29 protein-coding genes and 1 tRNA gene are annotated in these 26,904 nt (G+C 58.2%); 10 read left to right on the top strand and 20 right to left on the bottom strand.

Features of this window, described 5'->3' with window-relative positions; genetic code table 11:
• Positions 1 to 53: 53 nt before the first annotated feature.
• The 4 genes from BM225_RS06845 to BM225_RS06830 all read right to left on the bottom strand — a co-directional run bounded on the left by BM225_RS06845 (position 54) and on the right by BM225_RS06830 (position 3,725).
• Complete coding sequence (locus tag BM225_RS06845; protein ID WP_092464024.1) at positions 54 to 1,424, bottom strand: glutamate--cysteine ligase; 1,371 nt, start codon at positions 1,422 to 1,424, stop codon at positions 54 to 56.
• Positions 1,425 to 1,485: 61 nt separating this feature from the next.
• The gene (locus tag BM225_RS06840) at positions 1,486 to 1,992 is read right to left on the bottom strand and encodes a hypothetical protein (protein ID WP_072707959.1); all 507 of its coding nucleotides are present in this window, start codon (positions 1,990 to 1,992) and stop codon (positions 1,486 to 1,488) included.
• 73 nt (positions 1,993 to 2,065) lie between these two features.
• Positions 2,066 to 2,995 carry a phosphotransferase gene (locus BM225_RS06835; RefSeq protein ID WP_143095351.1) on the bottom strand — a complete coding sequence of 310 codons (930 nt, stop codon included), beginning with the start codon at positions 2,993 to 2,995 and terminating at the stop codon, positions 2,066 to 2,068.
• Positions 2,996 to 2,999: 4 nt separating this feature from the next.
• Complete coding sequence (locus tag BM225_RS06830; RefSeq protein ID WP_072708103.1) at positions 3,000 to 3,725, bottom strand: 16S rRNA (uracil(1498)-N(3))-methyltransferase; 726 nt, start codon at positions 3,723 to 3,725, stop codon at positions 3,000 to 3,002.
• 12 nt (positions 3,726 to 3,737) lie between these two features.
• Between BM225_RS06830 and ubiA the strand changes: the two genes are divergently transcribed.
• From ubiA to BM225_RS06815, 3 genes are all read left to right on the top strand, one after another.
• Positions 3,738 to 4,700, top strand: a complete 963-nt coding sequence (gene ubiA, locus BM225_RS06825) for a 4-hydroxybenzoate octaprenyltransferase (protein ID WP_072707962.1) — start codon at positions 3,738 to 3,740, stop codon at positions 4,698 to 4,700.
• A gap of 62 nt (positions 4,701 to 4,762) precedes the next feature.
• On the top strand, positions 4,763 to 6,670 hold the full coding sequence (locus BM225_RS06820; protein ID WP_072707964.1) for an OmpA family protein: 1,908 nt from the start codon (positions 4,763 to 4,765) through the stop codon (positions 6,668 to 6,670).
• Positions 6,657 to 6,989 (top strand): hypothetical protein, encoded by a 333-nt coding sequence (locus BM225_RS06815; RefSeq protein WP_072707966.1) that lies wholly within the window; start codon positions 6,657 to 6,659, stop codon positions 6,987 to 6,989. Before BM225_RS06820 ends, BM225_RS06815 begins: the two co-directional genes overlap by 14 nt.
• A 25-nt stretch (positions 6,990 to 7,014) precedes the next feature.
• On the opposite strand, the gene BM225_RS06810 is transcribed toward BM225_RS06815, so the two are convergent.
• The 15 genes from BM225_RS06810 to BM225_RS06740 form a co-directional block, all read right to left on the bottom strand.
• On the bottom strand, positions 7,015 to 7,470 hold the full coding sequence (locus BM225_RS06810; protein WP_072707968.1) for a molybdenum cofactor biosynthesis protein MoaE: 456 nt from the start codon (positions 7,468 to 7,470) through the stop codon (positions 7,015 to 7,017).
• On the bottom strand, positions 7,470 to 7,715 hold the full coding sequence (gene moaD / locus BM225_RS06805) for a molybdopterin converting factor subunit 1 (RefSeq protein WP_072708105.1): 246 nt from the start codon (positions 7,713 to 7,715) through the stop codon (positions 7,470 to 7,472). The genes BM225_RS06810 and moaD overlap by 1 nt, the downstream gene beginning before the upstream one ends.
• A 2-nt stretch (positions 7,716 to 7,717) precedes the next feature.
• Complete coding sequence (pgsA, locus tag BM225_RS06800; protein WP_072707970.1) at positions 7,718 to 8,383, bottom strand: CDP-diacylglycerol--glycerol-3-phosphate 3-phosphatidyltransferase; 666 nt, start codon at positions 8,381 to 8,383, stop codon at positions 7,718 to 7,720.
• Positions 8,384 to 8,437: 54 nt separating this feature from the next.
• On the bottom strand, positions 8,438 to 10,300 hold the full coding sequence (gene uvrC / locus BM225_RS06795) for an excinuclease ABC subunit UvrC (RefSeq protein ID WP_072707971.1): 1,863 nt from the start codon (positions 10,298 to 10,300) through the stop codon (positions 8,438 to 8,440).
• A gap of 302 nt (positions 10,301 to 10,602) precedes the next feature.
• Positions 10,603 to 11,382 carry an SDR family oxidoreductase gene (locus tag BM225_RS06790; protein ID WP_072707973.1) on the bottom strand — a complete coding sequence of 260 codons (780 nt, stop codon included), beginning with the start codon at positions 11,380 to 11,382 and terminating at the stop codon, positions 10,603 to 10,605.
• A gap of 19 nt (positions 11,383 to 11,401) precedes the next feature.
• Positions 11,402 to 12,352, bottom strand: coding sequence for a calcium/sodium antiporter (locus BM225_RS06785; RefSeq protein ID WP_072707975.1), 951 nt, complete (start codon positions 12,350 to 12,352; stop codon positions 11,402 to 11,404).
• Between the two features lie 169 nt (positions 12,353 to 12,521).
• Positions 12,522 to 13,316, bottom strand: a complete 795-nt coding sequence (locus BM225_RS06780) for a S49 family peptidase (RefSeq protein ID WP_072707977.1) — start codon at positions 13,314 to 13,316, stop codon at positions 12,522 to 12,524.
• Between the two features lie 69 nt (positions 13,317 to 13,385).
• Positions 13,386 to 14,147, bottom strand: a complete 762-nt coding sequence (locus tag BM225_RS06775) for an ABC transporter permease (protein ID WP_072707979.1) — start codon at positions 14,145 to 14,147, stop codon at positions 13,386 to 13,388.
• Entirely contained in the window at positions 14,144 to 15,082 is a 939-nt protein-coding gene (locus BM225_RS06770) for an ABC transporter ATP-binding protein (RefSeq protein ID WP_072707981.1), read from the bottom strand. The genes BM225_RS06775 and BM225_RS06770 overlap by 4 nt, the downstream gene beginning before the upstream one ends.
• A gap of 186 nt (positions 15,083 to 15,268) precedes the next feature.
• Complete coding sequence (locus BM225_RS06765) at positions 15,269 to 15,496, bottom strand: hypothetical protein (RefSeq protein WP_072707983.1); 228 nt, start codon at positions 15,494 to 15,496, stop codon at positions 15,269 to 15,271.
• Between the two features lie 195 nt (positions 15,497 to 15,691).
• The gene (locus tag BM225_RS06760) at positions 15,692 to 16,372 is read right to left on the bottom strand and encodes a hypothetical protein (RefSeq protein ID WP_072707985.1); all 681 of its coding nucleotides are present in this window, start codon (positions 16,370 to 16,372) and stop codon (positions 15,692 to 15,694) included.
• 427 nt (positions 16,373 to 16,799) lie between these two features.
• A tRNA-Arg gene (locus tag BM225_RS06755) sits at positions 16,800 to 16,876 on the bottom strand.
• Between the two features lie 57 nt (positions 16,877 to 16,933).
• A complete protein-coding gene (locus BM225_RS06750; RefSeq protein ID WP_092464018.1) occupies positions 16,934 to 18,325 on the bottom strand; it encodes a sensor histidine kinase in 1,392 nt (463 codons plus the stop codon).
• Positions 18,326 to 18,343: 18 nt separating this feature from the next.
• A complete protein-coding gene (locus tag BM225_RS06745; RefSeq protein WP_072707989.1) occupies positions 18,344 to 19,762 on the bottom strand; it encodes a dihydrolipoyl dehydrogenase family protein in 1,419 nt (472 codons plus the stop codon).
• 3 nt (positions 19,763 to 19,765) lie between these two features.
• Entirely contained in the window at positions 19,766 to 20,500 is a 735-nt protein-coding gene (locus BM225_RS06740) for a TVP38/TMEM64 family protein (protein WP_072707991.1), read from the bottom strand.
• Positions 20,501 to 20,764: 264 nt separating this feature from the next.
• Here BM225_RS06740 and rpmH point away from each other — a divergent pair, with 264 nt between their 5' ends.
• The 3 genes from rpmH (at position 20,765) to yidD (ending at position 21,584) form a co-directional block, all read left to right on the top strand.
• Positions 20,765 to 20,899, top strand: coding sequence for a 50S ribosomal protein L34 (gene rpmH / locus BM225_RS06735; protein WP_005980833.1), 135 nt, complete (start codon positions 20,765 to 20,767; stop codon positions 20,897 to 20,899).
• Between the two features lie 92 nt (positions 20,900 to 20,991).
• Positions 20,992 to 21,348 carry a ribonuclease P protein component gene (gene rnpA / locus BM225_RS06730; protein WP_245780432.1) on the top strand — a complete coding sequence of 119 codons (357 nt, stop codon included), beginning with the start codon at positions 20,992 to 20,994 and terminating at the stop codon, positions 21,346 to 21,348.
• Positions 21,345 to 21,584 carry a membrane protein insertion efficiency factor YidD gene (gene yidD / locus BM225_RS06725; RefSeq protein ID WP_072707995.1) on the top strand — a complete coding sequence of 80 codons (240 nt, stop codon included), beginning with the start codon at positions 21,345 to 21,347 and terminating at the stop codon, positions 21,582 to 21,584. The genes rnpA and yidD overlap by 4 nt, the downstream gene beginning before the upstream one ends.
• Here yidD and BM225_RS06720 read toward each other — a convergent pair.
• On the bottom strand, positions 21,581 to 22,561 hold the full coding sequence (locus BM225_RS06720; RefSeq protein ID WP_072707997.1) for an alpha/beta hydrolase: 981 nt from the start codon (positions 22,559 to 22,561) through the stop codon (positions 21,581 to 21,583). The two genes, yidD and BM225_RS06720, sit on opposite strands and share 4 nt — an antisense overlap.
• A gap of 75 nt (positions 22,562 to 22,636) precedes the next feature.
• Here BM225_RS06720 and ttcA point away from each other — a divergent pair, with 75 nt between their 5' ends.
• The 4 genes from ttcA (at position 22,637) to yihA (ending at position 26,801) form a co-directional block, all read left to right on the top strand.
• Positions 22,637 to 23,500: a tRNA 2-thiocytidine(32) synthetase TtcA gene (ttcA, locus tag BM225_RS06715; RefSeq protein WP_072708107.1), complete on the top strand. Its 864-nt coding sequence runs from the start codon at positions 22,637 to 22,639 to the stop codon at positions 23,498 to 23,500.
• Between the two features lie 103 nt (positions 23,501 to 23,603).
• Entirely contained in the window at positions 23,604 to 25,415 is a 1,812-nt protein-coding gene (yidC, locus tag BM225_RS06710) for a membrane protein insertase YidC (protein WP_072707999.1), read from the top strand.
• A gap of 1 nt (position 25,416) precedes the next feature.
• Complete coding sequence (locus BM225_RS06705) at positions 25,417 to 26,151, top strand: MOSC domain-containing protein (RefSeq protein ID WP_072708001.1); 735 nt, start codon at positions 25,417 to 25,419, stop codon at positions 26,149 to 26,151.
• Entirely contained in the window at positions 26,151 to 26,801 is a 651-nt protein-coding gene (yihA, locus tag BM225_RS06700; RefSeq protein ID WP_072708003.1) for a ribosome biogenesis GTP-binding protein YihA/YsxC, read from the top strand. Before BM225_RS06705 ends, yihA begins: the two co-directional genes overlap by 1 nt.
• Positions 26,802 to 26,904 lie beyond the last annotated feature (103 nt).

Genomic DNA, 26,904 nt, shown 5'->3' with positions numbered 1-26,904 from the left:
AGTCTACCTTTCTGCTTTGTCTAAATACTCAAGGTACGCGGCGGGCCAAAATCTTAGTAGCTGAAGTCTTGGTAAATGCGGGTTAAGTCCCCGCCCCATTCGCCGTTATAGCGATCCAGAAGTTCGTCGGCGGGCGTTTTACCACTTTCGATGCTCTCTTTCAGAGCGTTTAAGAAGTGCGTCTCATCTGGCACCAGACCACCCGCACCTTCTTTGCCGCGGGCTTTCAAGCCGCCCTCGGCGATATCGACCACGTTGCGGGCCAGATCCAACATGTTGATACCATCGACCTGAGCTTGGAGACCCTGTTCAGATGCCGCGATGCGCAGAGCCTCGCGCTGCGGAGCGGTAAAGTCCTTGCACAGGTCCCACGCCGCATCGAGCGCGGACTGGTCGTACATCAGACCAACCCAGAACGCCGGCAGCGCGCACAGGCGGCGCCATGGTCCGCCGTCAGCACCACGCATCTCGATAAATTTCTTCACGCGCGCTTCGGGAAAGATGGTGGTCAGGTGGTCTGCCCAATCCGACAGCGTCGGTTTCTCGCCGGGCAGCGCGGGCAGCTCGCCCTTTAGGAAGTCGCGGAAAGACTGGCCGAGCGCGTCGATGTATTTCCCGTCGCGGTAGACGAAGTACATCGGCACATCGAGTGCGTAGTCGACCCAGCGCTCGAACCCGAAGCCCTCTTCAAACACGAAAGGAAGCATACCGGTCCGGCTGCTGTCCAGATCGCGCCACACGCGGCTGCGCCAGCTCTTGTGGCCATTCGGCTGACCGTCAAAGAAAGGAGAGTTTGCAAAGAGCGCGGTTGCGACCGGCTGCAGGGCCAGCGCCACGCGCATCTTTTGCACCATGTCCGCTTCGGTATCGAAATCGAGATTCACCTGAACCGTACAGGTCCGGTACATCATGGACTTGCCCATGGTGCCCACGCGGTCCATGTAATCGGTCATCAGGCGATACCGGCCCTTGGGCATGCGGGGCATGTCCTCGAACGACCAGATTGGTGCAGCGCCAAGTCCGATGAAACCAACGCCCACTTCATCCGCGATATCTTTGACGTCGCGCAGGTGTTGGTTCACCTCGTCGCAAGTCTGGTGAATCGTCTCAAGCGGTGCGCCCGACAATTCCAGCTGGCCACCGGGCTCGAGGCTGACATTCGCGCCGTCTTTGGTCAGGCCGATCAGCTTGTCCCCTTCTAGGACGGGGTCCCAGCCGTGGCGATCGCGCAGGCCTTCGAGAACGGCCAGAATGGAGCGCGGGCCCTCATAGGGCAGCGGGCGCAAGCTGTCTTTGCAGTAGCCGAACTTTTCATGCTCGGTCCCGATCCGCCAATCTTCACGCGGCTTGCACCCCGAGGCGAGGTATTCGGCCAGCTGGCTTTGATCTTCGATTAGGCCGCCACCGGACTGGGGGATGGACATCGGCGCACTCCGCTTTTGTCAGAAATTGAGGTCAACACCTGTGCCCGTTTTGTAGCCCAAGTCAATGCAGCCGCAAGTCGTCCTTGCGCCAAATCACAACAGGCTGCTGTGCATTTCCGCGCAACTCGTCCAGCATACGGCCCGTGTCGATGCCCGGAAGCCTTGCAAATATATCGAACAGCTGTTCCGAGCCCTCGGCATTCACAGGTATGTGAACCGGATTTTGGCCGCCTTGGAAAAACCGCCAGCACGCGGGCTGGCAGGTCGGATCCAACTCAATCCGGTTCATTTCTGTCAGCGAGACAATGCCGCCATCAAGTGGCCCGAAATAAGAGAGTTGCCCCTCAACGACCTGAACGACACCGGGTCCGTCACGCCCCGAGAAAAATCGCATGCGTTGGAGACTGGCGAAAAGCATTACAACTGACAGCGCCACCAAAAGCCCGCCAATCCAGGGCATGATTCCGAACGTCGCCAGCAGAAGGCGTAGGCCAAACGCCCCGATCAGGGCCGCTAAGATCACGCCGCGCCAGCGCATCAGGGCGTCTTTGGCTTCTTTGCGTATCATGGGGCCTCGAGGGTTAATTAATTCCATCTGTAAAGCATGTATGAGAGCGGCAGGAAATTCCAAGCCCGCGCCTCTATTCCCGCAAATCTTGCAGATAATGTTGCGCGCGGACTTTGGCGTTTTCGCGACCTTTCCCTTTGAAACTGTCAAAGAGAAGCCGCCGAAGAATCGCATGCCCCACAAAGAACCGAATCGCCAAGGTGTCGACAGCTATTTGCCTCTCGAATTCTTGCAAGAAATCCCGAGTGGTCTGAGCATCAAGGCCCCACTGCAGAGGCTGTGTAATCGCGCGCTTGAAGTCGCGAGCCACGAGGAAGTGGGCTGCGACCTTGATCAGAGGTAAAGTTGGTACACCCTGCACGTCGAACGCGATCAAGCAACGCCCGTCATCCACCAAGTTCACCGGAGCAAAATCGCCATGAGTTGGGCCCCAAATCAGAGGATGGCCACGCAAAGCGGGACACTGGCTTTTGAGCGATTTCAAGAGGTCCGTACATTCGGCCGCAAGTGCATCGTGGCCCCGAATGTAATCCTCGAGCGGGCGCAAAGACTTGTTTGGAGCAAAGCCGCGCTCAACGGTATCTGAGCCAGCGCACTGGGTGAGCCAGCGTGCTGCGCGTCGCATGTGAGCGGCTTGGTCAACATCCAAACGGTCTGGCAGGCGGCTGGCTTGCGTGCCCTGTGCCTCTTCCATCACCAAAAGGCCGCTCGCAGGAGAAGATGCCAACACTTGGACCACTGCACTCCCTAAGCCGTCGAGTCGGGCCCCGTATCGCATCAGCGCTGCAACGGAATTTTCGACGAGCTTTGCCGCGTCTTCCGATCGATAGGCTTTGAAGACCGCACTCCGACCGTCGAAATGACCAAGCGCCACAAGCGCATCTTTGCCGTCCTTCAGGATCGCCTTCACATCCGAGCGGTGGGACAACCCCGCACGTTCCAAGAGCTCTCCGAGTTCAGCGATCAATCCGGTCTCTTGGGACGGATCCAGCCACGCTGCCACCGCTTCACCAATCCCCAAGTTGCTGTTGCCACAGGGTCATTGCCGCGACAGCCGCCGTGTCTGCGCGCAGGATACGGGGACCTAGACTGACCACGCGGGCCTGCGCCAAAGCGGACAGACGATTGCGTTCCGCGTCGGAAAAGCCGCCCTCGGGACCAATCAGGATGGCCCACGGGCCACGAGACACATCGCCTAGCCCCAACGCTTCGCCAACGCGCGCCTCATCGCAAAACATAAGCTGTCGGTCCTCGGGCCACTCAGCGAGCAGGCGGTCCAGCTTTTGCAGGTCCGTCACTTCGGGGACAAAAGTACCACCGCATTGCTCGGCTGCCTCGACCGCATGGGCTTGCAATCGGTCCTGACGGATGCGCTCCGAGTTTGTGAAGTCGGTCTGAACAGGCATGATCCGCGCTGCACCCATCTCTGCCGCCTTTTCGACGATAAAATCAGTGCGCGCCTTTTTAATCGGGGCGAACATCAGCCAGAGATCAGGGGGCATTTGCAGTGGTTTGGTCTGTTCAACACAGCTCAGCGTGCCGCCACGTTTGCCTGCCTCGACCACCTCGGCCAACCATTCTCCGGTCTGGCCGTCAAACAGCAGAACATGGGCACCAACACTCAGCCGCATTACCCCGAACAGGTAGTGGGCCTGATCCCGCGACAAGGGAATGGATTGCCCCTGACCCAAGGGCTGCTCTACATAGAGGCGAATTTTTGCGTTCGTCGACATGGAGGCCACCATATGCCCGCTCAGAACCAAGCGCCAGAGGGCGCAGGCACCGTTGCGGATTCGGTCGGCAACTGGGTCGATAGACTAGCACCACCGGTCACCCGCCCTTATCTGCGCCTGAGCCGTGCAGACCGACCTGCGGGCACGTGGCTGTTGCTCTTACCGTGCTGGTGGTCCGTGCTGCTGGCGAGCTTGCATCTGGGGTCGTTCTCTTGGACCGCACTGTGGGTTATGATCGTTTGCGCTATTGGCGCGTTCCTGATGCGTGCGGCAGGCTGCACATGGAATGACATCACTGACCGCAAGATTGATGGCGAAGTGGCGCGCACCCGCTCTCGGCCCATCCCCTCGGGTCAGGTTACCGTCAAACAAGCGGCCGTCTGGATGGTGGCCCAAGCTCTGGTCGCCTTTGGCCTGTTGCTGACATTGCACCCCACCGCTATTCTGCTGGGAATTCTGTCCTTGGCGCCCGTCTGCATTTACCCCTTTGCCAAACGCTTTACATGGTGGCCTCAGGTTTTCCTCGGGATTGCATTCAACTGGGGCGCCCTCTTGGGGTGGGCGGCGGTCACCGGCACGCTGGGATGGCCACCGATCCTGTTGTACCTTGCAGGCATGGCATGGACGATCTTTTACGACACGATCTATGCCCACCAAGACGCTGAGGACGATGCGCTCATCGGGGTCAAGTCAACCGCGCGCCTGTTCGGAGAGAACAGCCCCCGCATCCTTCGTCTGTTTATGGTTCTGACTATCCTCCTGATGACCGCCGCTATCGTCACTGCTCTACCCGCCGCCAATGTGCTGCGGTTCGTGATTGCACTTGGTGCGGCTTGGGCCATGGCGTGGCACATGATTTGGCAACTGCGCCAATTGGACATCAACGATCCGGATATCTGCTTGCGGCTCTTCCGTGCAAATCGGAATGCGGGGCTCTTGCCTGTGCTGTTTTTCGCCGTTGCACTGTTCGTTTGATTGATCCTTCAGCAGCAACAGCCTAGACCCTATCGGAGGTTGGGCTACCAAAGGACGTGTCTATGCGCCTCAAGTCGTTTGCGATCATCATTGTTTTCCTCAGCGTGGCCGCGGGACTGGCGTACTTTGGGGCTGGCATGGCCGCGACCGTGATGGAAGAAAACTCCGAACTGTCGATCCGAGAAGCCTTGGATGACGCGGGCTTGGACTGGGCCGAAGTCGAAGCTGATGGCCTACAAGTCAATCTGTTCGGCGAAGCCCCGAGTGAAGCGCAGCGCTTTACTGCGGTCAACGTGGCATCCAAGGTTGTGGACGGCGCACGCGTTGCAGACAAAATGAGCGTCAAACGCACCTCACGGGTTCTGGCACCTCGGTTCTCTATCGAACTTTTGCGCAACGACAGCGGAACCTCTTTGATCGGGCTGATCCCTGCGAAAACCGACCGCGAATTAATTGTCGAGACTGTGGCGAATGTCACGAATGGCGAAGTCACTGACCTGCTTCAGACCGCAAACTATCCTGTGCCCAAAGGCTGGGATCGCGCATTGCGCTTTGCCGAGAATGCTCTGGCCGGTTTGCCACGCTCGAAAATCTCGATCTCTGCGGACGAAGTGGTGGTCAAGGCCATCACCGACAGCATCCAAGCCAAACGCCGCGCCGAAGCTGAGCTGCGCCGTGCCACGCCGACAGGCCTGAAGGTCGTCCTCGACATCACCGCGCCCCGCCCTGTCATCACGCCATTTACCCTGCGTATGGTGCGCGACGAAAGCGGCGCGCGCTTCGATGCTTGCACCGCCGACACCGAAGAAGCCCGCACCGAAATCATGCGCACCGCGATTGCCGTAGGTGCCCCCGCCAACTCAAACTGCGTGGTGGGCCTTGGCTCGCCCTCGACGCAATGGGGCGACGCGGCGGTTCTGGCGATCAATGGTCTGGCGCAGCTTGGCCAAGGCTCGGTCACCATTTCTGACGCAGATATCAGTTTGCTGGCCGCAGAGGGCACCGATCAGGCTGTCTTTGACCGCGTTGTCGGCAAGCTAGAGAACGACCTGCCCGACGTCTTCTCACTGCACGCTGTGCTGCCCGAAACGCCCGATGCCGAAGAAGGTCCCGTCGATTTCACCGCGACACTTGGCGAAGATGGCGAGGTACTACTCGCCGGCCGGATCGGTGACGAACTCAGCCGCCGCACCAGCGAGAGTTATGCCCGTGCGCGCTTCGGTGCGGACGTGGTCGAAATGACCGCCCGCATCGACGAGGATCTGCCGATGGGCTGGGGGTTGCGTGTGCTCGCCGCGCTCGAGGCGCTGGACCAACTGCATGACGGCAGCGCGCGCGTCACAGCCTCTGACATCGTTGTGACGGGCAATACCGGCATTGAAACCGCCAGCGCCGATATCGCGCGTATCCTGTCCTCGAAACTTGGCGACGCTGCGGATTTCTCGATCAACGTAACCTACGACGAAATGCTGGATCCGCTCGCAAATATTCCCACGCCGGAAGAGTGCATTGCATCGATCCAAGCTATCAATGCAGAAAACAAGATCACCTTCGAGCCGGGCTCGGCCACCATTTCTGCAGACTCCCTGAGCAGCATGGACCGGATTGCCGAGGTTCTGCAGGAGTGCCCGCAGTTCCAAATGGAAATCGCAGGTTATACCGACAGCCAAGGCCGCGAAGAAATGAACCAAGCCCTGTCCGAGAGTCGCGCCTCGTCGGTTCTGACAGAACTGATGAATCGCCGCGTGCTGGTTTCGGGCTTCCTGTCAAAAGGTTATGGCGAAGAAGACCCCATTGCCGACAACGGCACCGAAGAGGGCCGAGAAGCCAACCGACGCATCGAATTCCGCATGTTGACAAGCGAAACACCCGCTGAAGCTGAAGAAGGTCTTGAAACCGAGGCCGATAACAGCGCAGAAGAGACAACAACCGAAGTGACCGAGGACGCCCCGACGGATGAACCGGACTGAGTTTATTTTTGCCACCGCAATTATTCTGTTTGTGTCCTACATGATCGGATGGTTTTCACATTGGCTGTTGCACACATTCTCTCGCGTTTCAAAAAATGACATCGACGAACTAGAGCGACTCGCCCGAGAGTTGCATGAAGCCGAGGAAACCCGCGATCAAGCGATCACCTATTTGCAGCAGCGCGAAGCCGAACTGACCAACCAGTTGACCCAATCGGAGGCAGAACTCTCGGCTGCTATGGACGGCCTGCGCGATGCCCGCGCCGAGGCTGAAGAGCTGCGTAGCTATATGCGGAAAATTCAGCAGCAGGCCAAGTGAACTGCCCCGCCGCTTCAACTAAGATTTAAGAGCCCTGCTGCCACTGGCGCAGGGCTTCTTCGTCTTCGTCCTTTGCGGCGACCCAGTCGGAACCGTCCGCCGTGACCTCTTTCTTCCAGAAAGGGGCGCGGGATTTCAGGTAATCCATCAGGAAGTCGGCCGCAGCAAAGGCATCCTTGCGGTGCGGACTGGCGGTCGCGACCATCATGATCTGATCGCCAGGCGCCATCTGACCGTAGCGGTGGATCACCAGCACATCGCCAAGCGACCACCGCGCGCAGGCGTCTTCGGCGATCTTGGTCAGAGCGCGTTCCGTCATGCCCGGGTAGTGTTCAATAAGCATATGGCGCAGGGGCGCTTCGGGCAGATCACGGACCAATCCCGAAAAGGTCACAACCGCGCCCATATCTGTCTTATCCGCTTGAAACGCGTTCAGTTCCGCGCCTACGTCGAACGGGGCCTCTTGGACAAGAATGCGCATCAGCCGCCCGTCATCGGGGGGAAAAATGCGACTTCGCGGGCTCCGGTGATCGAGGCGTCGAAGTCTGTCAGGTCTTGGTCAACCGCCACGCGCAGTGCCTCTAAATCGCTGAAGGCTAGTTCGTAACGACCCTCGCGAGCCGACAGCTCGCGCACCAGATCGGCCACAGTTGCCGCTTCGGTCTCGACGGTTTCACGCGGCACGCCGATCCGTTCACGGACCCACGCGAAATACATTACATCCAACTTCATGCCCCCTCCTTCAGATAGGGCATCGCTTTGCGGAAGTAGTCGAAGCCCGTCACCACTGTCAGTACGGCTGCCAACCACAGCAGCGCGATGCCAGCGTAGCCAGACCAGACCATGCCTTGGTAAAGGTTGGCAAGACCGCCGTGGTCAGGCACCGCCCCCTGAAGGATGTCAGCAACCATTACGTTGTCCATCCCCATTGAGCCCATGACGAAATAGTGCTCGAAAATGCCTTGGGCAAATAGGACCGAAATGGCGACCATCTGAACGGTGGTTTTCCACTTTGCCAGTTTGGTGACCTTGAGCAGACCCGCCGTATCCCCGAGGAACTCGCGCAGGCCGGACACAAACACTTCGCGGAACATGATCAGTACGGCTGGCAGCAGAATGAACAGCTTCACCTGCGAGACACACACCAGCACCAGCAGCGCGATGCTCACCATGGCCTTGTCGGCGATCGGGTCCAGCATCGCGCCCATCTTGCTGACCTGCTTCCAAGCGCGGGCCAGATAGCCATCAAACCAGTCAGTCACCGACGCCCCAACGAACAGGGCCAGTGCGAACCAATCCGCATAGGGCCGCGTAAAGTACAAAAACATCACCCCAAGCGCAGGCGCAGCCAGCAGGCGAAGAACGGTCAGAATATTGGGCACAGTCCAGATCATGGCGCTTGTTTACCTGCGAAAATCGACTTGTGAAAGCGCGACCTAGTGCCCGCGTCATTTGTCGTGAAAGAAGTTGTAAATCGACTCGGCCAGCGCTTCGGAAATACCGTCTACAGCCTTGAGATCGGCCAGATTTGCACGGCTCACGGCCTTGGCGCTACCAAAATGCGCAAGCAGCGCACGTTTCCGTGTGGCGCCCACGCCGGGCACATCGTCCAAGGGGTTGGCCGCCATGGACTTCGCCCGTTTCGCTCGGTGAGTCCCGATCGCAAATCGGTGCGCCTCATCGCGCAGGCGTTGGATGAAGTAGAGCACCGGATCGTTGTGGCGCAGAGCAAAGGGCCGCTCGCCGGTCCGGTAGAATTCCTCTTTGCCGTGGTCGCGATCGACGCCTTTGGCCACACCCACCATGGGCACATCTTCGACCCCTTGTTCAATCATGATCTCGCGCACCGCACTCACCTGCCCCGCGCCACCGTCGATCAACAGCAGGTCCGGCCACAGGCCTTTGTCTCGATCAGGATCCTCCTTGAGCAAGCGTTGAAAGCGGCGGGTCAGCACCTCTTTCATCATGCCAAAGTCATCGCCAGGCGTCAGGTCATCGCCACGAATGTTGAACTTGCGGTAATGGTTTTTCATGAAGCCTTCGGGGCCGGACACAATCATCGCGCCAACCGCATTAGTGCCCTGGATATGCGAGTTATCGTAGACCTCAATCCGCTGGGGCGGTCCCTCTAGGCCAAACGCCTCGGCCACGCCGTCCAACAGCTTAGCCTGAGTCGCGCTCTCGGACATCTTGCGTGCCAGACTTTCGCGGGCATTGCGGGCAGCGCCTTCGATCAATTCGGCCTTTTCCCCACGCAGCGGCACTGCAATCTCGACCTTGCGCCCCACTTTTTCAGCCAGCGCTTCGGACAAGAGGTCGGGATCTTCGACTGGATGAGAGAGCAGCAGAAGGCGCGGCGGTTCTTTGTCATCGTAGAACTGACCGATAAACGCCTGAAGCACCTCCGCCTCGGACGCATCCGTCCCGCTCACACGGGGATAGAAATCGCGGTTGCCCCAGTTTTGGTTGGCACGAATAAAGAAGACCTGCACGCAGGCCTGCCCCTTTTCCATATGTAGCGCGATCACGTCGGCCTCGACCACGCCGCGGGGGTTGATGCCCTGAGCCGTCTGTACCTGCGTCAAAGCGCGAATGCGGTCCCGCAGCGCGGCGGCACGTTCGAACTCCATCGCTTCGGCAGCTTCCGCCATCTGGGTGGCCAACTCTTCCTGCACCTTGGTCGAGCGACCAGACAGGAACCGTTCGGCATCAGCCACCAGCGCGCCATACTCCTCTTCCGTCACCTTCCCCACACAGGGGGCCGCACATCGTTTGATCTGATAGAGCAAGCAAGGCCGCGTGCGCGTGTTGAACACCGAGTCCGTGCAATTGCGCAGCAAGAAGACCTTCTGAAGCTGATTCAGGGTCCGGTTCACAGCACCCGCGCTGGCAAAAGGACCATAGTAGCTGCCCTTCTGCACCTTTTTCCCTCGGTGCTTTTTGATCTGAGGAAAATCGTGGTCTTTGGTCACCAGAATATTTGGAAAGGACTTATCGTCGCGCAACAGCACGTTGTATCGTGGCTTAAGTTGCTTGATCAGATTCTGTTCCAGCAAAAGCGCTTCTGTCTCTGTCCGCGTGGTCAGAAACATCATCGACGCGGTTTCCGAAATCATCCGCGCAATGCGCCCGCTGTGCCCCGAGGGGCGGGCATAATTCGAGACTCTCGCTTTGAGACTTCGCGCCTTCCCCACGTACAAAACACGCGATTCAGCATCCAGCATCCGATAGACGCCGGGAGAGCTATCCAGCGTCTTCAAATAGCCTTGGATGACGCTGTGACCAGTTTCTGGTGGAGTAGTTTCGCTCATTTGTAACAGATCTGTGATTCCCGCCCTGCGCTGCAATGATACAGGGGGTAGTTCAAGAGAAAAGGTATCCACGGAAACTGTGGATAAGTTGGTGGGAAAGTTTTGGAGATCCCTAAATTTCCCTTGTTTTTACGTCACTTCATTAACAAGCCTAATTTTTAGGCGATTTCATAACTTACTGATTCTGCGTCGAAAAAATCTTTCACCGCGGCAATTTCCTGAAAAGCCTAACAAAATCACGACAGTTTCCTAATAGACACAGGACCAGTGTAAAACTTTGCGACAGTCGCATGTGCCAAAGGTTATTCCACCCCCACGACATCGGGTGTCTCCCATGCCAAATGCTGCCCTCCATCGATGCAAAGCAGCTGCCCTGTTACAGCACGTGAATGCAAAAAGTATCCCAACGCCCCGCGGATGTCGTCGGGATTCGCCCCACGATTCAAGAGGGTTGCCTCGCGTTGTCGGGCGAACTTGTCGGCGTCCTGCCGTCCGCCCTGCAGGGTTGGCCCAGGCCCAATCGCATTCACTCTGATATTCGGCGCGAGCGCCTGCGCGGCAGTCTGTGTGAGAGTCCACAACGCGGCCTTTGCAATTGTGTAGGTCGTGAACTCAGGCGTCAGCTTGCGGACCCGTTGGTCAATCATATTTACAACCAACCCGCGAGCGTAGATTTCTCCGTTTTCATCAGGCTCTGGTGCGGGGGCTTGCGCTGCGAAGTTCTGCATCAACACGAAAGGAGCCCGCAGATTGCTCTCTAGGTGCCTATCCCAAGTCTCTCGGTTGGCCGTGTCGATCGTGTCGTACTCAAAGATTGACGCGTTGTTCACCAAACACGTCAGCGGGGCGCCCAATCCTTTGGCCGCGCGATCCACGAGTGTTTGCGTTTCACTCTCGCTCAGCAGGTCTGCTTGCACGGTGATGGCCTTGCGCCCGAGCGCGCGGATGTCACTTGCGGTTTGCTCTGCAGCATCTTCGGAAGAGCTATAGTGTACCGCAACGTCGTGGCCTTGCTTTGCCAACTCCAGCGCGAGTTCTCGCCCCAGCCGCCGTGCGGCGCCTGTCACCAATGCTGCTGTCATCTGCTCTGATCCTTTGGAATTACGTCACGATTGATACGACGTAGAACCCATATAGAGCGCAGAACAAAATCCCCCAGACCTTGGTGATATTCATCTTCATGAAAACGAAGGGGATCAGGAGGAGCGACGCCCCAAGCATGACCCACAAGTCCACACGCAAGAACTCCGGATCGACCGGAATTGGGCCGACCAAAGACGCAACACCAATGATCGCGAGCAAGTTGAACAGGTTTGATCCAATCACGTTCCCCAAGGCCACATCAGCCTGTCGACGGATCGCGGCCATGGTCGTTGTGGCCAGCTCAGGTAGAGATGTCCCGAGCGCCACCAACGTCAGACCGATAACGGTGTCAGACACGCCGAACTCACGCGCAATGACCTGCGCGTTCTCGACAAGAATTTGCGCGCCAACAGGCAGGCCAATCAGGCCGATGCTCAGATAAAAGAGGATTCGCCACCATGGCAGACTCGGGTCTGCGCCCTCGACCTCCTCTTCGACTGGGATCGCGGCTTTGGCAGCCTTTCGGTGTAAATAGGAGTCTCGGATCGCATCGCCAAGCACGTGGGCCAGCGCCGCAAGCAGGATCAGACCGGTCCACCATGTGAGAATGCCGGTGAATGCCAGCGCGATAAACAACAAAGAGCCCGCGATCATCATCACAAAGCTCTTTCTAGAGTCGCATTCGGACGTGTGCATCGTCGCGAGCAACGCAGGGATACCTAGAACCATCAGGATGTTGGCCGTGTTCGAGCCGACCACGTTCCCCAGCGCAATCCCAGGCACATTATCAAGCACGGCGCGGATTGAGATGAGCAGCTCTGGCGCTGACGTACCGAACGCCACGACCGTCAAAGACACGATCATTGACGGGATACCGATCCGCAGGCTCAAGTTCACTGCGCCCTTGACCAGAAAATCCCCGGCAAGGATCAAAATCAGAAGGCCGACACCGGCCATCAACCATTCCATTGGAATTTACCCTTTATTTCGACTGCAGGGGCATGGCCCCGAGCCTATTTTGTATCGCCCGCACCGAGGACACTTGGCCTGACGCAACCGTCGACCGACGATCCCACGCCCGAACATGGCGAGCACGATGATCGCCACGAGAAAGAGGGTGACCGCTTTGATGATCACGTCAGAGGCCAAAGCGCGCGTAAGCGGCGCGCTCCTCGATCCCCGCCATCGCGTCGATCGCCATCGACGCACCAAGACGTCCGAACAAACCGCGACGTCGGCTATATGGGACCAACTTAACCTTCTCGCCATACAGCTCTTTGAGCTTTGGCTTCAGATGCCCGATACCATCGGCCAGCCCAACCTCGACCGCGCGCGATCCAATCCAGACTTCGCCGGTAAACAGATCATCATCGTTGGCCAGCTTGTCACCGCGGCGCGATTTGACCTGCTCGATGAACGAGCCGTGAATTTGGTTCAGGATCTTGTCCAGACGCTCAACATCCTCGGGGGTTTCGGGCTTGAAAGGATCCATCATGCTCTTGGATTTGCCCGCGGTGTGCACGCGGCGCTCGATCCCTTGGCGGGACAAGAACACGTGCGCCCCAAAACCCGACGAGATAACCCCGATCGATCCCACGACAGAGCAGTTATCGACGTAAATGTCGTCTGCGCTACTGGCCAGCCAATAGCCGCCGGATGCCGCAACATCTTCGACGAAGGCGTGCACGGGAATGCCTTTTTCTTCGGACAGGCGGCGGATTCGCGCGCCAATCAGCGAAGACTGCACCGGTGAGCCACCGGGCGAATTGATCACCAGCGCCACAGCAGCCGGCTTGCCTTTGGTGAATGCGGCCTCGATCAAGGGGCCGACATTTGCATCATTCAGGGCGCGACCGCTGTTTGCGATCATCCCAGACAGGCGCACCACCGACACGCGCGGAGGTGTTTTAATGAAAGGAATACGGTGCAACATGACATGGGATGTAATTTGCCCTGTACCTGCAAACAAGCGCTGGCACAGGGAAATCCCACAGGTTGCCACTTATTTCCGAATGCGCCAGCCGGTTTTAAAAATCCACCACACTGCAAAGAGGCAAAGCCCCTGAAATAACCCAATCGCCAGCAGGCTGGTCAGGATCGGCACGTCGGCCACCCCAAAGAAGGACCAGCGGAAGCCTGAAATCAGATAGACCACTGGATTGAACATGGTGATGGTCTGCCAAATCGGGGGCAACATGTTGATCGAATAGAAAGATCCCCCAAGGAACACGAGCGGTGTGATTACCAAGAGGGGAATCAGCTGCAACTGCTCAAAATTCTTGGCCCAAATGCCGATGATGAACCCGAAGAGTGCAAAGCTCACACAGGTCAGGATTAGAAAGAGGACCATGACCAGTGGGTGCTGGACCTCCATCTCAACAAACAGCGCCGACGTTCCCAAGATCACAGTCCCGATGAACAGAGCCTTGGTCGCTGCCGCGCCCGCGAAGCCGATGACCACCTCAAGGAAGTTGATCGGAGCGCTCAGCAGCTCGTAGATCGTGCCCGTAAATTTCGGGAAATAGATCCCAAAGCTGGCGTTGCTGATCCCTTGGGTCATCACGCTCAGCATGATCAGGCCGGGAACGATGAAAGAGCCGTAGCTCACCCCCTCCACTTCGTCGATCCTGCTGCCGATCGCGGCCCCAAACACTACGAAGTAAAGAGAGGTCGAGATCACAGGCGAGAGAAAGCTCTGCATAAAAGTGCGGAAAAAGCGTGCCATCTCACTGACGTACATGGCGCGAATTGCTGTCAGGTTCATGCCCGCTCCTCCTGTTCACTTTGCACAAGGCTCACGAAAATCTCTTCAAGCGAGCTTTGGCGCGTCGACAGGTCATTCATACAAAGTCCAGCGTCCCGAAGGTCTGCGAGCAACCGCGTGATGCCGGTCCGCGAGGCACCAGCCTCATACTCGTAAACAAGCGCAAAGCCATCATCAGCGCGCTTCAGATTATAGCTAGATAGCGTATCGGGGATCACATCTACCGGAGTTTCCAAATCGATCTTGAGGGATTTCCGGCCCAACCGAGACATCAGCGCATCTTTTTCTTCGATCAGGGCGAGTCGCCCGCCGTTGATCACACCAATCCGATCAGCCATCGCCTCGGCCTCTTCGATGTAGTGTGTCGTGAGCACAATGCTGACACCGCTGGCCTTCAGTTTCGCCACAACCTCCCACATCTCTTTGCGCAGATCGACGTCCACACCGGCCGTCGGTTCATCCAGAAACAGGATTCGAGGCTCGTGGCTCAGGGCTTTGGCGATCAGCACACGGCGCTTCATGCCGCCCGACAATTCGACCACACGCGAATCGCGCTTATCCCACAGAGACAGATCCTTCAGAACGCGCTCTAGATGAGCATCATCATGCTTCTTGCCGAAAAGGCCGCGCGTGTAGCGCACGGTGTCCCAAACGCGCGAAAACGGTTCCAGGTGAATTTCCTGCGGGACGAGGCCTACTAGGCTCCGCGCTTTGCGAAAATTGGTTAACGCATCGAATCCACCGACCGTGATCTTGCCGCCGGTGGGCATCACAGTTCCGCAAATACAAGAAATGAGAGTGGTTTTTCCGGCCCCGTTTGGACCCAGCAAGGCGAGGATTTCGCCCTCTTTCAGCGTCAGATCGACCCCATGCAACGCGATAAAGCCGCTGTCATAGGTCTTTTCCACGCCTTCGAGTGTTAGAATATCGGTCATATCAGGCTCCTTGGCCCCGTATGTAGGCCAATTTCCCGACTGTCACTAACAGGATTACCGCAGAGTCGCGCCTGCACCGGCGCACGAAGGCGGTTCTACATAAAAGTACGGGCAGGCACTGGTCGCCGCAGCGGTCAGTTGCCTGCCCTGTATTTTCACACGTTTCGACCCGAAGGCCGTTCCGGCTTAGACGTAGAAAACGTCGCGGAATACGTACTGAGCGATCTGGTCGCGCTTGATGCCCATCGCCTTCAGCTCGGCGTCCGATTTTGCTTCCAGTGCGCGGATCTCACCGATGCGCGAACGGCTGTTGGCATATGCGGTATATGCACCAGCCAGTGCCGAGAAGAAGCGGTCAAAGCGTGCGCGGATGGTGGGACGTTCAACGTGAAATTCTGTGGTCGAGATTGCCATAAGAAAACCCTCTGGTGTTTGGTGTGTGGGTTTCCCCCCTGTCATCCAACCTAAGGCATCGAGTTGGTCAGCAACACTTCCATTTCTGCATAGCCGCTTCACGTATGCCGCAATGCAGCGTTAACGCCAAAGATCTAGAAACGAAAAACGCCACCCGCGGTAGGGTGGCGTTCAAGAACCGAATTTACCGCAGTTTTATTTCTTGCTCGCTGCGGGCATCGACGGCGGCGCTGACGGAGCGCGTGTTTTCGTGGGTGCCGCGGCAGTCGTTGCGGGCTTGGATTGCGGTGCTGCAGGTTTCGCTGCCTGAGGCGCAGGTTTCGCCGCCTCTGCGGGCTTTGCAGGCTCTGCCGGCTTCGCGGGTGCTGGCTTTACTTCAGCCGGTTTCGGCGCCTCAGCGGGCTTAGCCGCCTCTGCCTTGGCAGCGGGCTTTGATATCTCGGCTTTCGGAGCAGGCTTGGGCGCTTCGGCTTTGGGTGCAGGCTTCTGCGCCTCCACCTTGGGAGCTTCAGCCTTTGGTGCGGGCTTCGGGGCCTCGGCCTTAGGGGCAGGCTTCGGAGCCTCGGCGACTTTGGGCGCAGCGGCCTCAACCGCGGCAGGCTTCGCTGCAGGCTTGCGAGTCGTTTTGCGCGCGGGGGCTCGGGTCGAGCGAGGCTTCAGCGCTGCTTTGGGCTTTTCTGCTGGCGTCGCCACGGCCTTCAGCGCGGGGGCTGCCGCTTCTTCGCTCGATAGCTTCAGGTTCAGAGAGGAGAACGGCGACCAGACCATCATCAGACGATAAGAGCAGCTCATCATTTCCTGCTGCATCCGCAGGCCCTTGGCCCAATAGGCCATTGATGCGGCTGTGATTTCTACGGGGTTTGTGATCGTCAGCATTAGTAAATTCCTTTACGATCAAAGTGTTGCGCACTCTCCCGTGACCGCCATCACTGAAAACCATACCAACACTGCGTTCTGGAGAGAGTTTTAGGACCCGCAGCGCCGCTTTGCCACGCGAGTCGCGCGACACGAAAATATGCCACCTGCCTGCCCTGCCGGTCATGTTGATCGCGAAACATGCGGCGAAGTCTGGAAAAGCGGCCGAACACACAGACAGTCACTTCTTGACCATGTTCAGAGTGCGTTTTTCTGCACCTGCATTCAAGCTTCGTTTCGCAATTGCAGCATAAATCGGCTGAATTGACGCATCGCTGATCTAATGGCCGGTATCTTAGGCCACCACAGGCAAAATACAGACCAATAAGGCAGGCATCGCTCGCCCACTGTGGCGGATTGCTGTGCTGGAATTTGTGGATAAGTTAAGTGGCGCACCGGGGAGGATTCGAACCCCCGACCCCCTGATTCGTAGTCAGATACTCTATCCAGCTGAGCTACCGGTGCGTCGTGGGGGCCTTCTACGGTTATCGACTGGGGGCCGCAAGAGCAAAAAACAAAAAATTAGAAATTAATTTCGGCATCGCCCTTGGGGAGCCAAATTTCAAAGGCCGTGCCCCCATCATAATCAGGCTCCAGCCGCAATTGGCCGCCATGTCCACGGATAAGCTCTTGAGAAATCGTCAACCCCAGACCGGTACCGCCCCTCTTGCTGCTGCTTGCGAAAGGTTGGAACAGATGCTCTCGCGCTTTGGCCGGCAGACCGGGGCCCGTGTCACGCACGTGGATGCGCCAGCATTCATCGTCTTCTTCGCTGTGAATGCAAATCTCCCCGCCCGTGCCTGCGCTTGCGATGGCCTGTCGTGCGTTCCGGACCAGATTAGAGAGCACCCGATGCAGTTGTTCGCTGTCCGCGCGGATCACAGTTCCTGCCATCACGTCGGCGGACAGACTGATATCCTCGTCCCCGATCGCGAGGCGTTCGCTTTCCAGCACATCGTTAACTAGATCCGCAAGCGGGACGCGCGACAAGCTGGGGGGCGGCTCTTGCGCCTTGCCAAAGGCCAAGGTGCTCTCGGTTAGGGTTACAGCCCGCGTAATAGACCGCACGAGCTTCGGCGCCATTCGAGCAACGGTCGGGTCATCGCTGCTTTCCAGGCGGTCAGCGAAAAGCTGCGCGCTCGTCAGGATATTGCGCAAATCATGGCTGACCCGCGCAACAGCCCCGCCAAGTTGAGCAAGCCGCTCTTTCTGGCGTAGGGCCGCGGTCAATTCAGTCTCTAAGGACTTCAGCGCTTCTTCGGCCTCTCGCAATTCAGTGATTCCATTCGAGGGCGTGATAATCCGGCGGGCGTCCTCTGGTGCCTCGGCATAGCGTGCCATCTGGCGCACCACACTGCGCATGGGCGAGACGATGACTTTGCGCACCGCAAAAAACAACAGAGCCGCCGCGATCAGCGAAATCGCTAATGAGAGCCATAGGATTCGCAGCCCGTAATCCAGAAGGGCTGCACGCAAGGGCGCAGACGGCAGCGTCACCTCGATCAGCATACCCGCATCCTGTGTCGGATAACCGATCACCCTCAGCACGGAGTCTTGCGGGTTCCACAGGGCAACCATGGCATCGCGGATAAGCTCCCAAGCGGGGGTGTCGCGCAGATCGTATGTGGCCGCGACTGGCGATGGGATGGGAGAGGACAAAACAAGTTGGCGTGCTTCGTTCCGGCGCAGCACGACGTTATAGACGCCAGCATTCAGCAGCAGTTCTTCTTCAAGATCGCGATCGACTGCGCCGTTCGCCAGCAAGGCCAGCGACGCAATCTGGGCCCGTTCGATGCGCGCCAGAAGAAAGTCCTCTCTATAACGCGCAATCGAGGGCACAAAGATCAGGATTTCGGCGAGCATCACGAAAATGATCGTGAGGATCAGGAACCGCCCTGAGAGCGACTTGAACATCTATATCCCTCGGTCTGGTCAGGGCAGCAGTGCCTGCACAGCCCGAACCACGTATTTCACTATTTCGTTATCAAACAGACGGGGCGAAAAATAGTTCCCTGCCGCGCGCTTACTTATTTCTCCCATCGTGGGATATGGCGAGACCATATTCGTGAGATGCGACATCTTTAAACCGTTCGCGAGCACCATAGCCCACAGGTTTATAATCTCGCCTGCGTCGGGCCCGACAATTGTCGCACCAACCGGCCGACCTTTGCGCACCATGACCTTGATCCAGCCTGTCGTACGGCCTGTCGCAATGGCGCGATCATTCCCGTCGTAGTCGAATCGCACTACCTCTATGTCATCACCATGAGCATGGCGTGCCTCATCTTCGGTCATCCCGATCTGGGCCAATTCGGGCGCGGTGTATGTCCCCCGTGGAATGTGGGATGTCTTCGCCTTGGCGGGCAAAGACAAAAGCGCAGAGCGAATGATAATTCCTGCGTGATAACCTGCGACGTGGGTAAATTGCATGCCGCCCGCGACATCCCCAATGGCATAAACCTTGCGATTCGATGTCCGCAGTCCCTCGTCCACCGTGATCCCTGTCTTGGAAAAGTCGATCCCAGCTTCACTCAGGTTAAGAGACTCGATATTCGGCTGACGCCCCGCAGCGATCAGCAGATGTGTGCCTTCGATCTTGCGCGCCGTATTCGTCTCGACCCAGAGCGCGCCCGCCTCGCCCCCGATCCGAAGAGCCGATGTGTATTCCTGAATATCAACACCTTCTTCGCGCAAGGTCTCGGCGACCAACGAAGCCGCATCGCGATCCTCTTTGGCGAGGACACCGCCCGCCTCGAGCACAGTGACCTGACACCCAAGACGCACATGGGCCTGAGCCATCTCTAAGCCGATCGGCCCGCCCCCGATGATAATTAAGTGCTCCGGCCTCTCTTGCAGATCGAAAAGCGTTTCATTGGTCAGGTAGGGCACGTCCTCAATCCCAGGAATTGGCGGGACAGCCGGGCGGGAACCCGTGGCCAACACAATCCGCCGCGCCTCAATCTCTGTCTCGCCCGCGACCATACGGTTCGCGCCGACGAAGCAGCCCTCTTCGCGGAGAACCGTTATGCCAAAGCCTTCAAACCGCTCTTGACTGTCATGGGGAGCGATGGTGGCAATGACTTCAGCGACGCGCTTCTTGACCGCAGCGTAGTCCACTTCGGGTTTGACCGCCTTGATCCCAAACGCGTCAGCTGTCGCCATCTGATGTGCGCGGGCCGCGCTGGCGATCAGCGCCTTGGACGGCACGCAGCCGTAGTTCAAACAATCGCCGCCCATTTTGCCCCGCTCCAACAGGACAACCTTCGCCCCCATCTGCGCGGCACCAGCTGCAACAGACAGTCCGCCAGAGCCTGCGCCAACGACCAGCAGGTCTGTTTTAATATGCTTCATTGTTTAGACCCCAGGTGTTTTGCGAAAGGCCCGCACCACAGCAGGCAAGGCCGCCAGTGCCGCCAACCCTAGCAAAGGCAGCAGCACAGACGGTGAAAAGATAATTCCAAGATCCGGCGTTTCACCGCGTTCGAAGATCGCGCCGAGTCCCGAGCCGACAGATGTATAGACCAGCGCTCCTGGCATAATCCCCAGGAAGGTCGTGACCAGAAACGGCAGGAAGGCGACCCCGACGAGCGCAGGCACCAGATTCGCGACAAAGAAGGGCACGACGGGAATTAATCGGATGAGGAACAGCATTTCCCATTGGTTCGCATCGATTCCTTCCTTGATTTTCCGGATTCGGCCTTCACTGGTCTGCATTTTTTCCGCCAGCCGATCCCCAAGCCCCCAGCGGGCTGCCAAGAACAACAGAACTGCGCCGATGGTGGCGCCACTGACATTGAACAGCACGCCAGGAAAGGTGGAAAACAAGAAGCCGCCGGTCAACGTGGCAACCGTCGCACCTGGCAAGGAAAACGCAACCAGCACAGCATAAGCAAGCACGAAGGCCGCCGCGACCCAGCCGTAATGGGCATCTCGCAGCGAAATGAGCCGCTCGCGATTCTCGGCTAATGTCTGAAAATCAAGGATATCTTTAAGAAAGATCGCTCCGATTATGCCGCCCGCCACGAGTAGAATCAACGGCACCTGCTTTTGGACAGCCCCTAGCACAGGCTTGGATTTGGTCGATGTCATTGCAGAGGCGTCCTTGCAGAGTCGTTGAGGTGCGCCCAAGATGCAGGAGTTAAACAGGGACTGATAGGGGCCTCACGGGTGCTTGATCAGGGGTGATGGGATACGTCGAGATTCCCGCGGGATGCGCGCGAATTGAAACATTTTCGCGAAATAAGGCCGAGAACCCGTTTGACTTATTTCAGCATCACCCCTAAGGACGGGCTTCGAATGTAACGGCTTGGGCGAATCCGCAAGCCTAGCCGCCATTAGTACGGAGACGTTGCGATGAAACGCACTTACCAACCCTCAAACCTGGTTCGCAAGCGCCGCCACGGGTTCCGCGCTCGTATGGCGACCAAAGCTGGCCGCAAGATTCTGAACGCACGCCGCGCGCGTGGCCGCAAGAGCCTTAGCGCCTAATCCGGGTCAGAGTTATGACTGATCGGGCACCGTCATCGCCCGCGCCGGCACCTACACAGGCTCCGGCTCGGGACGAGGCGGTGCCCTTTCGCATGGAAAATCTGAAAAATCGGTCGGATTTCCTGCGAGCTGCGCGCGCTAACAAGCAAGGCACTGCAGGGCTCATGCTGCAAGGCCGGAAACGTGCGCCCGACGAATGCGATCAAGACCTGATCCGCATCGGTTTTACCTGCTCTAAAAAGATCGGCAATGCTGTCGCCCGCAATCGCGCCAAGCGCCGGATGCGCGAAATTGCACGCGAGTTGGTCCCTGAACTCGGCCGTGCGGGTTGGGATTACGTGCTGATTGGCCGCCCCAAGGCGACCATTGATCGAGACTTTGACGCCCTGCGCGGCGACCTGCGCTATGCCTTGCGCAAGGTCCACAGCCCGAAGCCCCCGCAGAAATGAGCCCGCTCGCCCATATTGTTGCGCTGCCTGTGCGTTTGTATCGGCTGACATTGTCACCTTGGATCGGAACAAGTTGCCGGTTCCAGCCCACATGCTCTGTCTACTCGCTCGAGGCGCTGGAAAAGCATGGCGCGATCAAGGGCACATATCTGACCATTCACCGCATCATACGGTGCAATCCTTGGGGCGGATCGGGTTATGATCCCGTCCCGCCCTGCAAGCACGACCACCACTAACCAACCAGCGCCAACCGGTTCTTCAGGGCTGCAGGAATCGTTGCGCGCGTCGCCAAGGTCGATCGGTCGCTTATCCCAAGAATGGTCTCATAGGCATCCCGCATGAAAACGGGGTCATGATAATACCAAGTGTGCTGACCATACTCGATATCTGCGTAGTTTGCGCGATTGGCGTCGAAATACGCACCACAATCCACATTCACCGCATGATCCGGCGCCGTGTCCGGCAGACCCACGCGCCCCGCCCGAGACGCCACCCCGAGCCGTTTGATGTTCGACAGGGACAGCACCGAATCATGGGGGTTGTTGTAGTTGGTCAGGCGTGTGCAATGCCGATACAAAGAGCTGCTTTTTCCCGCATGCTGGCACATCCCCGCCGCAGAGACGTCCGCTGACATCAAAAGCACCTGACTGACATTCCAAGCATGACCCGCCACGTAGCGGCGGTCATCGGCATCGTCGAACGCCTCTCGCAACACAAACGCGCCCATCGAATGCGCGGCGATATGAAGGTTGATCGGGCAGTCAGGTGTCTGCCGCTGCGCAAAGCCTGTGATCCCAGAATCTACCAGTCGGATCGCGGTGATCTTGGCATCTGTCCGGTCCTCTAAATAGTTCAGGGCCTTGTCCGCCGAGGGCCAATCGTAACTGACCACGACACCTTCAAACCCTTGATCCCGCAAGCCTTTGGCCAGCAATCGGTGCCTGCGCAACATCTTCCTGGTCGAAACATTAAAGCCGTGGATATGCACCACGATGTCACCGCGATTGGGCTGACCTTCGGGCACGTGATCCAGCTTGGATTCGTGTAAAACCCGCCGCGCCCAACTGTCAGGCATCTTTTTCACAGCACCACCAATGCGGTGCGCGGGGCTGATATCTTCGGCCTCTGGCGGCACCACCAAGAAGCTATTTTGGCCGGGCTCGGGCTGAAATGTCCCGTTACGAATCCGGCGGACCGTAAAAATGTAATCCATGTTCCCTCTCAAATGCAAAACGAGGCAACAGCAAAAGGCTTTTCCTATCCAGTCGGGTTTGGCATACCCCGCGCCATGCTTGATGAACATGACGAGATTCACCCGCTCTTTGCCGGGGCCCCTTCGGGGACAGAGTTCAAGAAACTCCGCAAACGCATCGTGCGCCAGACGCGCGAGGCGATCGAACAGTTCGGTATGATCGAACGTGGCGCCCGTTGGCTCGTTTGTCTATCGGGCGGCAAGGACAGCTACACCCTGCTGGCCGTTCTGCACGAACTCCAGTGGCGCGGGCTTTTGCCTGTCGAAATCCTGGCGTGTAACCTGGATCAGGGTCAGCCCGGCTTTCCGGCGACGGTCCTGCCCGAGTTTCTGGAAAAGATGAAGGTGCCCCACCGGATCGAATATCAAGACACTTATAGTGTCGTGATGGACAAGGTCCCCCAAGGCCGTACCTACTGTGCCCTCTGCTCGCGCCTGCGCCGCGGCAACCTGTATCGCATTGCCCGAGAAGAAGGGTGCAGCGCAGTCGTGCTGGGGCACCATCGCGACGACATTCTGGAAACCTTTATGATGAACCTGTTCCACGGCGGGCGCCTTGCGACCATGCCGCCGAAACTGGTGAACGAAGAAGGTGACCTGTTTGTCTATCGCCCGCTGGCCTTTGTGGCCGAGGACGATTGTGAGAAGTTCGCCCGCGCGATGAACTATCCGATCATTCCGTGCGACCTCTGCGGCTCGCAGGACGGGCTCCAGCGCCAGCAGGTGAAGCAGATCCTTGACGGATGGGAAAAGAACAGCCCCGGTCGCCGCCAGGTCATGTTCCGCGCTCTAATGAATGCCCGCCCCAGCCATCTGCTGGATGCGGGGCTCTTTGATTTTGCCGGTTTGGAGCGTGGCGCACGCCCCGAAGACACCGACGGAATCCCGAAACTGCGCTGATTTGCGGCGCGACGGGGGCGGTCATCACGGGAAAACCGCTTGACCTTTGCCCCCTCGAATTGTTGAACCAGCCTGACTTTAAAGGACAAGGTGGCCCGATCTGATGGACGATCAGAATAAGAACCTCTTGCTCGCAACCGTACTGAGCGGTGTCGTGCTTGTGATTTGGTTTGTGCTTTTCCCGCCCGAGGAACCGGTACAAGACCCCAACGCCCCCGCAGTGACCGAACAGACCGTGGGTGACCAGCCCGCGATCGCCGACGGTGACTTGCCGACCGCAGACGGTGCAACAACCGCTGCTCCCGTACTCAGCCCCGAAGGCGACGCGCCCCGCATTCAGGTCCAGACTGACCGTATTGCAGGCTCGATCTCGCTGCTTGGCGGCCGTGTGGATGACATCCAACTCTTGGATTACGACGTCACCACAGACCCTGACTCGGAAAACGTGCAGGTCCTGTCGCGCGTCGGCTCGCCCAACGCTTACTACGCACTGTTCGGTTGGGCCCCTGTTGACGGTATCGACGCAGCGAACGTGCCCGGCCCAGAGACTCTTTGGTCCGCGCCCGCCGACGCGGTCCTGACCCAAGACACCCCCGTCACCCTGACGTGGGACAACGGGGCTGGCCAGATCTTTACCCGCGTGATGGAAATCGACGACAACTTCATGTTCCGCATGAACCAGACCGTCGAGAACACCAGCGGTAATCCGATCACTGTGCGCCCCTACGGTATCGTGCGTCGCCACGGCGAGCCTGACACGACCAAGTTCTTTATCCTGCACGAAGGCCTGATCCGCATGTCGGATGGCGAGCTGCAAGAACTGGACTACAAAGCGCTCAGCAAGATGGACATCGACGATCGCGAAGGCACCAATGCCGAGCGTCTCGAGGTCCAAGAAAACGGTTGGATCGGTTTCACTGACCACTACTGGCAGACTATCCTGATCCCCGATGGCGACGCGCCTTTCCGCTCAACTGCGAAATTCTTTGAATCGCGCGAGATTTATCAGGCCGAAGCCGTGCTGCCCGCCGTGACCGTTGCCGCTGGCGAAACCGCCGAAGCAGGCACCCGCCTGTTCACCGGCGCCAAGGAATGGGAAACGCTGAAGCACTACGAAGAGGACGAAGGCGTTACCGGCTTTGTCGACTCGATCGACTGGGGCTGGTTCTTCTATTTCACCAAGCCGATCTTCTGGATGCTGCACAACCTGAACAACCTGATTGGCAACATGGGCTGGTCGATCATCGCCCTGACCGTTGTGATCAAGGCGCTGGTGCTGCCGCTGGCCTACAAATCCTATGCCTCGATGGCACGCATGCGTGAACTTCAGCCCGAGATGGAAAAGCTGAAGGAATCCGCAGGCGATGACCGCATGAAAATGCAGCAGGGCATGATGGAGCTATACAAGAAGAACAAGGTGAACCCTGCATCCGGCTGTCTGCCGATGCTGATCCAGATCCCGATCTTCTTCTCGCTCTACAAGGTGATCTTTGTGACCATGGAACTGCGTCACGCACCTTGGTTCGGCTGGATCCAAGACCTTTCGGCACCTGATCCGAGCTCGATCCTGAACCTCTTTGGCCTGCTGCCCTTCGCGGCTCCCAGCCCCGAGTCGTTCCTTGCGATCATTTCGCTCGGCATCCTGCCGATCCTGCTGGGTATCTCGATGTTCCTGCAGCAAAAGCTGAACCCGGCGCCCACAGATCCCGCGCAGGCGATGATCTTTGCCTGGATGCCTTGGGTGTTCATGTTCATGCTCGGCAACTTTGCCAGCGGTCTGGTTCTGTACTGGATCACGAACAACACGATCACCTTTATCCAGCAGTACCTGATCATGCGCAGCCACGGGTACAAACCGGACGTCTTTGGCAACATCAAGAAGAGCTTTGCCAAAAAGAAGAAGAAAGAAGCCTGATATGGCACGGGTGACAGATCTCTTCCGTCACCCGATCAAAGGTCTCGGTGGTGAAGCCATTACCGAGACTGCTCTGCACAAAGATCGCCCGCTGCCGCACGACCGGCAGTGGGCGATTTTGCAAGAAGGACAGCGGGACACCGGCACATGGCAGCGCCGCGGCACCTTTGGTCACGTGGCCAGAGGACCGCGACTCGCCCCGACCCGCACTGCGGTTGACGGCAGCGCAATCACCGTCACGCACCCCGATCTTCCGCCGCTACGGTTCGAGCCAGGGTTGGATGACCAGCGCCTGCTAGAATGGTTGACTCCAATTTGGGGCGACGCCCTGCAGCCCCCTACAAGTCTGATCCCCGCCCCCGTCACAGGCATGACAGATGCCAATTATCCCTCTGTTTCGATCATGTCGCGCGCCTCTTTGGCCGCTTTGCAAGACGCCGCAGAGCAGCTCGTTGATCCTCGCCGGTTCCGCGGAAACATTTGGATCGAGGACTTGCCCCCGTGGGCAGAGAACAATTGGACAAACCGCACACTGCGTATCGGCACAGCCGAAGCGACGATCATTGAGCCGATCATCCGCTGCCGCGCCATCGAAGCGAACCCGGAGACCGGCGTCTTTGACGCAAATCTCATAAAAACTCTGAAAGGCCATTGGGATCACGTTTACTTCGGTGTAAACGCACGGGTCACGAAGCCGGGCGAGGTACGCCTTGGCGATACGCTAGAGGTCCTGTGATGCAACTGCCCTTCCCCTTGGTCGAGGAACCGGATGCCGAAACACTCGAAGCCGCGCGCAAGATGTTCGCGGGCGAGACGGACTTCCTCAAAGGTGTCGTCAAAATGGATGGCCTCCCGCCAGCCGAGCGCATCGAGGTCTGCTTTGCGGGTCGCTCGAATGTCGGGAAATCCAGCCTGATCAACGCGCTAACAGGGCGCAAAGCGCTCGCGCGCGCGTCGAACACGCCCGGGCGCACGCAGGAAATTAACTATTTCACCGTGGGCGAGGATCACTTCCTTGTCGACTTGCCCGGCTATGGCTACGCGAACGCACCTGTCGCTGTCGTGGAGAAATGGCAGCGCCTGCTGAAACAGTACCTGTCCGGCCGTCAAACCCTGCGCCGCGCCTTTGTCCTGATCGATTCGCGCCACGGTGTGAAAAAAGTCGACGAAGAGATCATGAAGCTGCTCGACACCTCGGCGGTTACCTTCCAGTGCGTTCTAACCAAAGAAGACAAGATCAAGGAAAAGGACCGCGAGCCTATGCTCAGGCAGGTCCGTGCAGCATTGTCCCGTCACCCTGCCGCTTTCCCAGAGATCATCAGCACTTCGTCGGAAAAGGGTTGGGGCATCGGCACTCTGCGCGCTGTGATCGCGAACCTCGAGTAATCCGCTCTGCAGGTCTCGTTCCGACACGTCATGGCCAGTGCCGTGAGTATTTCCGCAAAGCAGAAAAAGCAGGCGCGCCCTTGCTTTCATCTTGGTAAAAATA

This window comes from Donghicola eburneus (assembly GCF_900115865.1).
Taxonomy (GTDB): Bacteria; Pseudomonadota; Alphaproteobacteria; order Rhodobacterales; family Rhodobacteraceae; genus Donghicola; species Donghicola eburneus.
The sequence above is the reverse complement of the archived record's forward strand: the minus strand, read 5'-3'. Positions and strand labels throughout refer to the sequence as shown.

Coding starts and splice junctions, on each gene's coding strand:
- BM225_RS06785 (WP_072707975.1), bottom strand. CDS start 12,352: ATGGAATGGTTGATGGCCGGTGTCGGCCTTCTGATTTTGATCCTTGCC.
- pgsA (WP_072707970.1), bottom strand. CDS start 8,383: ATGATCTGGACTGTGCCCAATATTCTGACCGTTCTTCGCCTGCTGGCT.
- rnpA (WP_245780432.1), top strand. CDS start 20,992: ATGGAAAATCTGAAAAATCGGTCGGATTTCCTGCGAGCTGCGCGCGCT.
- ttcA (WP_072708107.1), top strand. CDS start 22,637: ATGCTTGATGAACATGACGAGATTCACCCGCTCTTTGCCGGGGCCCCT.
- yidD (WP_072707995.1), top strand. CDS start 21,345: ATGAGCCCGCTCGCCCATATTGTTGCGCTGCCTGTGCGTTTGTATCGG.
- BM225_RS06820 (WP_072707964.1), top strand. CDS start 4,763: ATGCGCCTCAAGTCGTTTGCGATCATCATTGTTTTCCTCAGCGTGGCC.
- BM225_RS06830 (WP_072708103.1), bottom strand. CDS start 3,725: ATGTCGACGAACGCAAAAATTCGCCTCTATGTAGAGCAGCCCTTGGGT.
- rpmH (WP_005980833.1), top strand. CDS start 20,765: ATGAAACGCACTTACCAACCCTCAAACCTGGTTCGCAAGCGCCGCCAC.
- BM225_RS06750 (WP_092464018.1), bottom strand. CDS start 18,325: ATGTTCAAGTCGCTCTCAGGGCGGTTCCTGATCCTCACGATCATTTTC.
- yidC (WP_072707999.1), top strand. CDS start 23,604: ATGGACGATCAGAATAAGAACCTCTTGCTCGCAACCGTACTGAGCGGT.
- BM225_RS06765 (WP_072707983.1), bottom strand. CDS start 15,496: ATGGCAATCTCGACCACAGAATTTCACGTTGAACGTCCCACCATCCGC.
- BM225_RS06790 (WP_072707973.1), bottom strand. CDS start 11,382: ATGACAGCAGCATTGGTGACAGGCGCCGCACGGCGGCTGGGGCGAGAA.
- BM225_RS06810 (WP_072707968.1), bottom strand. CDS start 7,470: ATGCGCATTCTTGTCCAAGAGGCCCCGTTCGACGTAGGCGCGGAACTG.
- BM225_RS06780 (WP_072707977.1), bottom strand. CDS start 13,316: ATGTTGCACCGTATTCCTTTCATTAAAACACCTCCGCGCGTGTCGGTG.
- BM225_RS06815 (WP_072707966.1), top strand. CDS start 6,657: ATGAACCGGACTGAGTTTATTTTTGCCACCGCAATTATTCTGTTTGTG.
- BM225_RS06845 (WP_092464024.1), bottom strand. CDS start 1,424: ATGTCCATCCCCCAGTCCGGTGGCGGCCTAATCGAAGATCAAAGCCAG.
- BM225_RS06740 (WP_072707991.1), bottom strand. CDS start 20,500: ATGACATCGACCAAATCCAAGCCTGTGCTAGGGGCTGTCCAAAAGCAG.
- BM225_RS06760 (WP_072707985.1), bottom strand. CDS start 16,372: ATGCTGACGATCACAAACCCCGTAGAAATCACAGCCGCATCAATGGCC.
- BM225_RS06770 (WP_072707981.1), bottom strand. CDS start 15,082: ATGACCGATATTCTAACACTCGAAGGCGTGGAAAAGACCTATGACAGC.
- BM225_RS06775 (WP_072707979.1), bottom strand. CDS start 14,147: ATGAACCTGACAGCAATTCGCGCCATGTACGTCAGTGAGATGGCACGC.
- BM225_RS06705 (WP_072708001.1), top strand. CDS start 25,417: ATGGCACGGGTGACAGATCTCTTCCGTCACCCGATCAAAGGTCTCGGT.
- BM225_RS06840 (WP_072707959.1), bottom strand. CDS start 1,992: ATGATACGCAAAGAAGCCAAAGACGCCCTGATGCGCTGGCGCGGCGTG.
- BM225_RS06720 (WP_072707997.1), bottom strand. CDS start 22,561: ATGGATTACATTTTTACGGTCCGCCGGATTCGTAACGGGACATTTCAG.
- yihA (WP_072708003.1), top strand. CDS start 26,151: ATGCAACTGCCCTTCCCCTTGGTCGAGGAACCGGATGCCGAAACACTC.
- uvrC (WP_072707971.1), bottom strand. CDS start 10,300: ATGAGCGAAACTACTCCACCAGAAACTGGTCACAGCGTCATCCAAGGC.
- ubiA (WP_072707962.1), top strand. CDS start 3,738: ATGCCCGCTCAGAACCAAGCGCCAGAGGGCGCAGGCACCGTTGCGGAT.
- BM225_RS06745 (WP_072707989.1), bottom strand. CDS start 19,762: ATGAAGCATATTAAAACAGACCTGCTGGTCGTTGGCGCAGGCTCTGGC.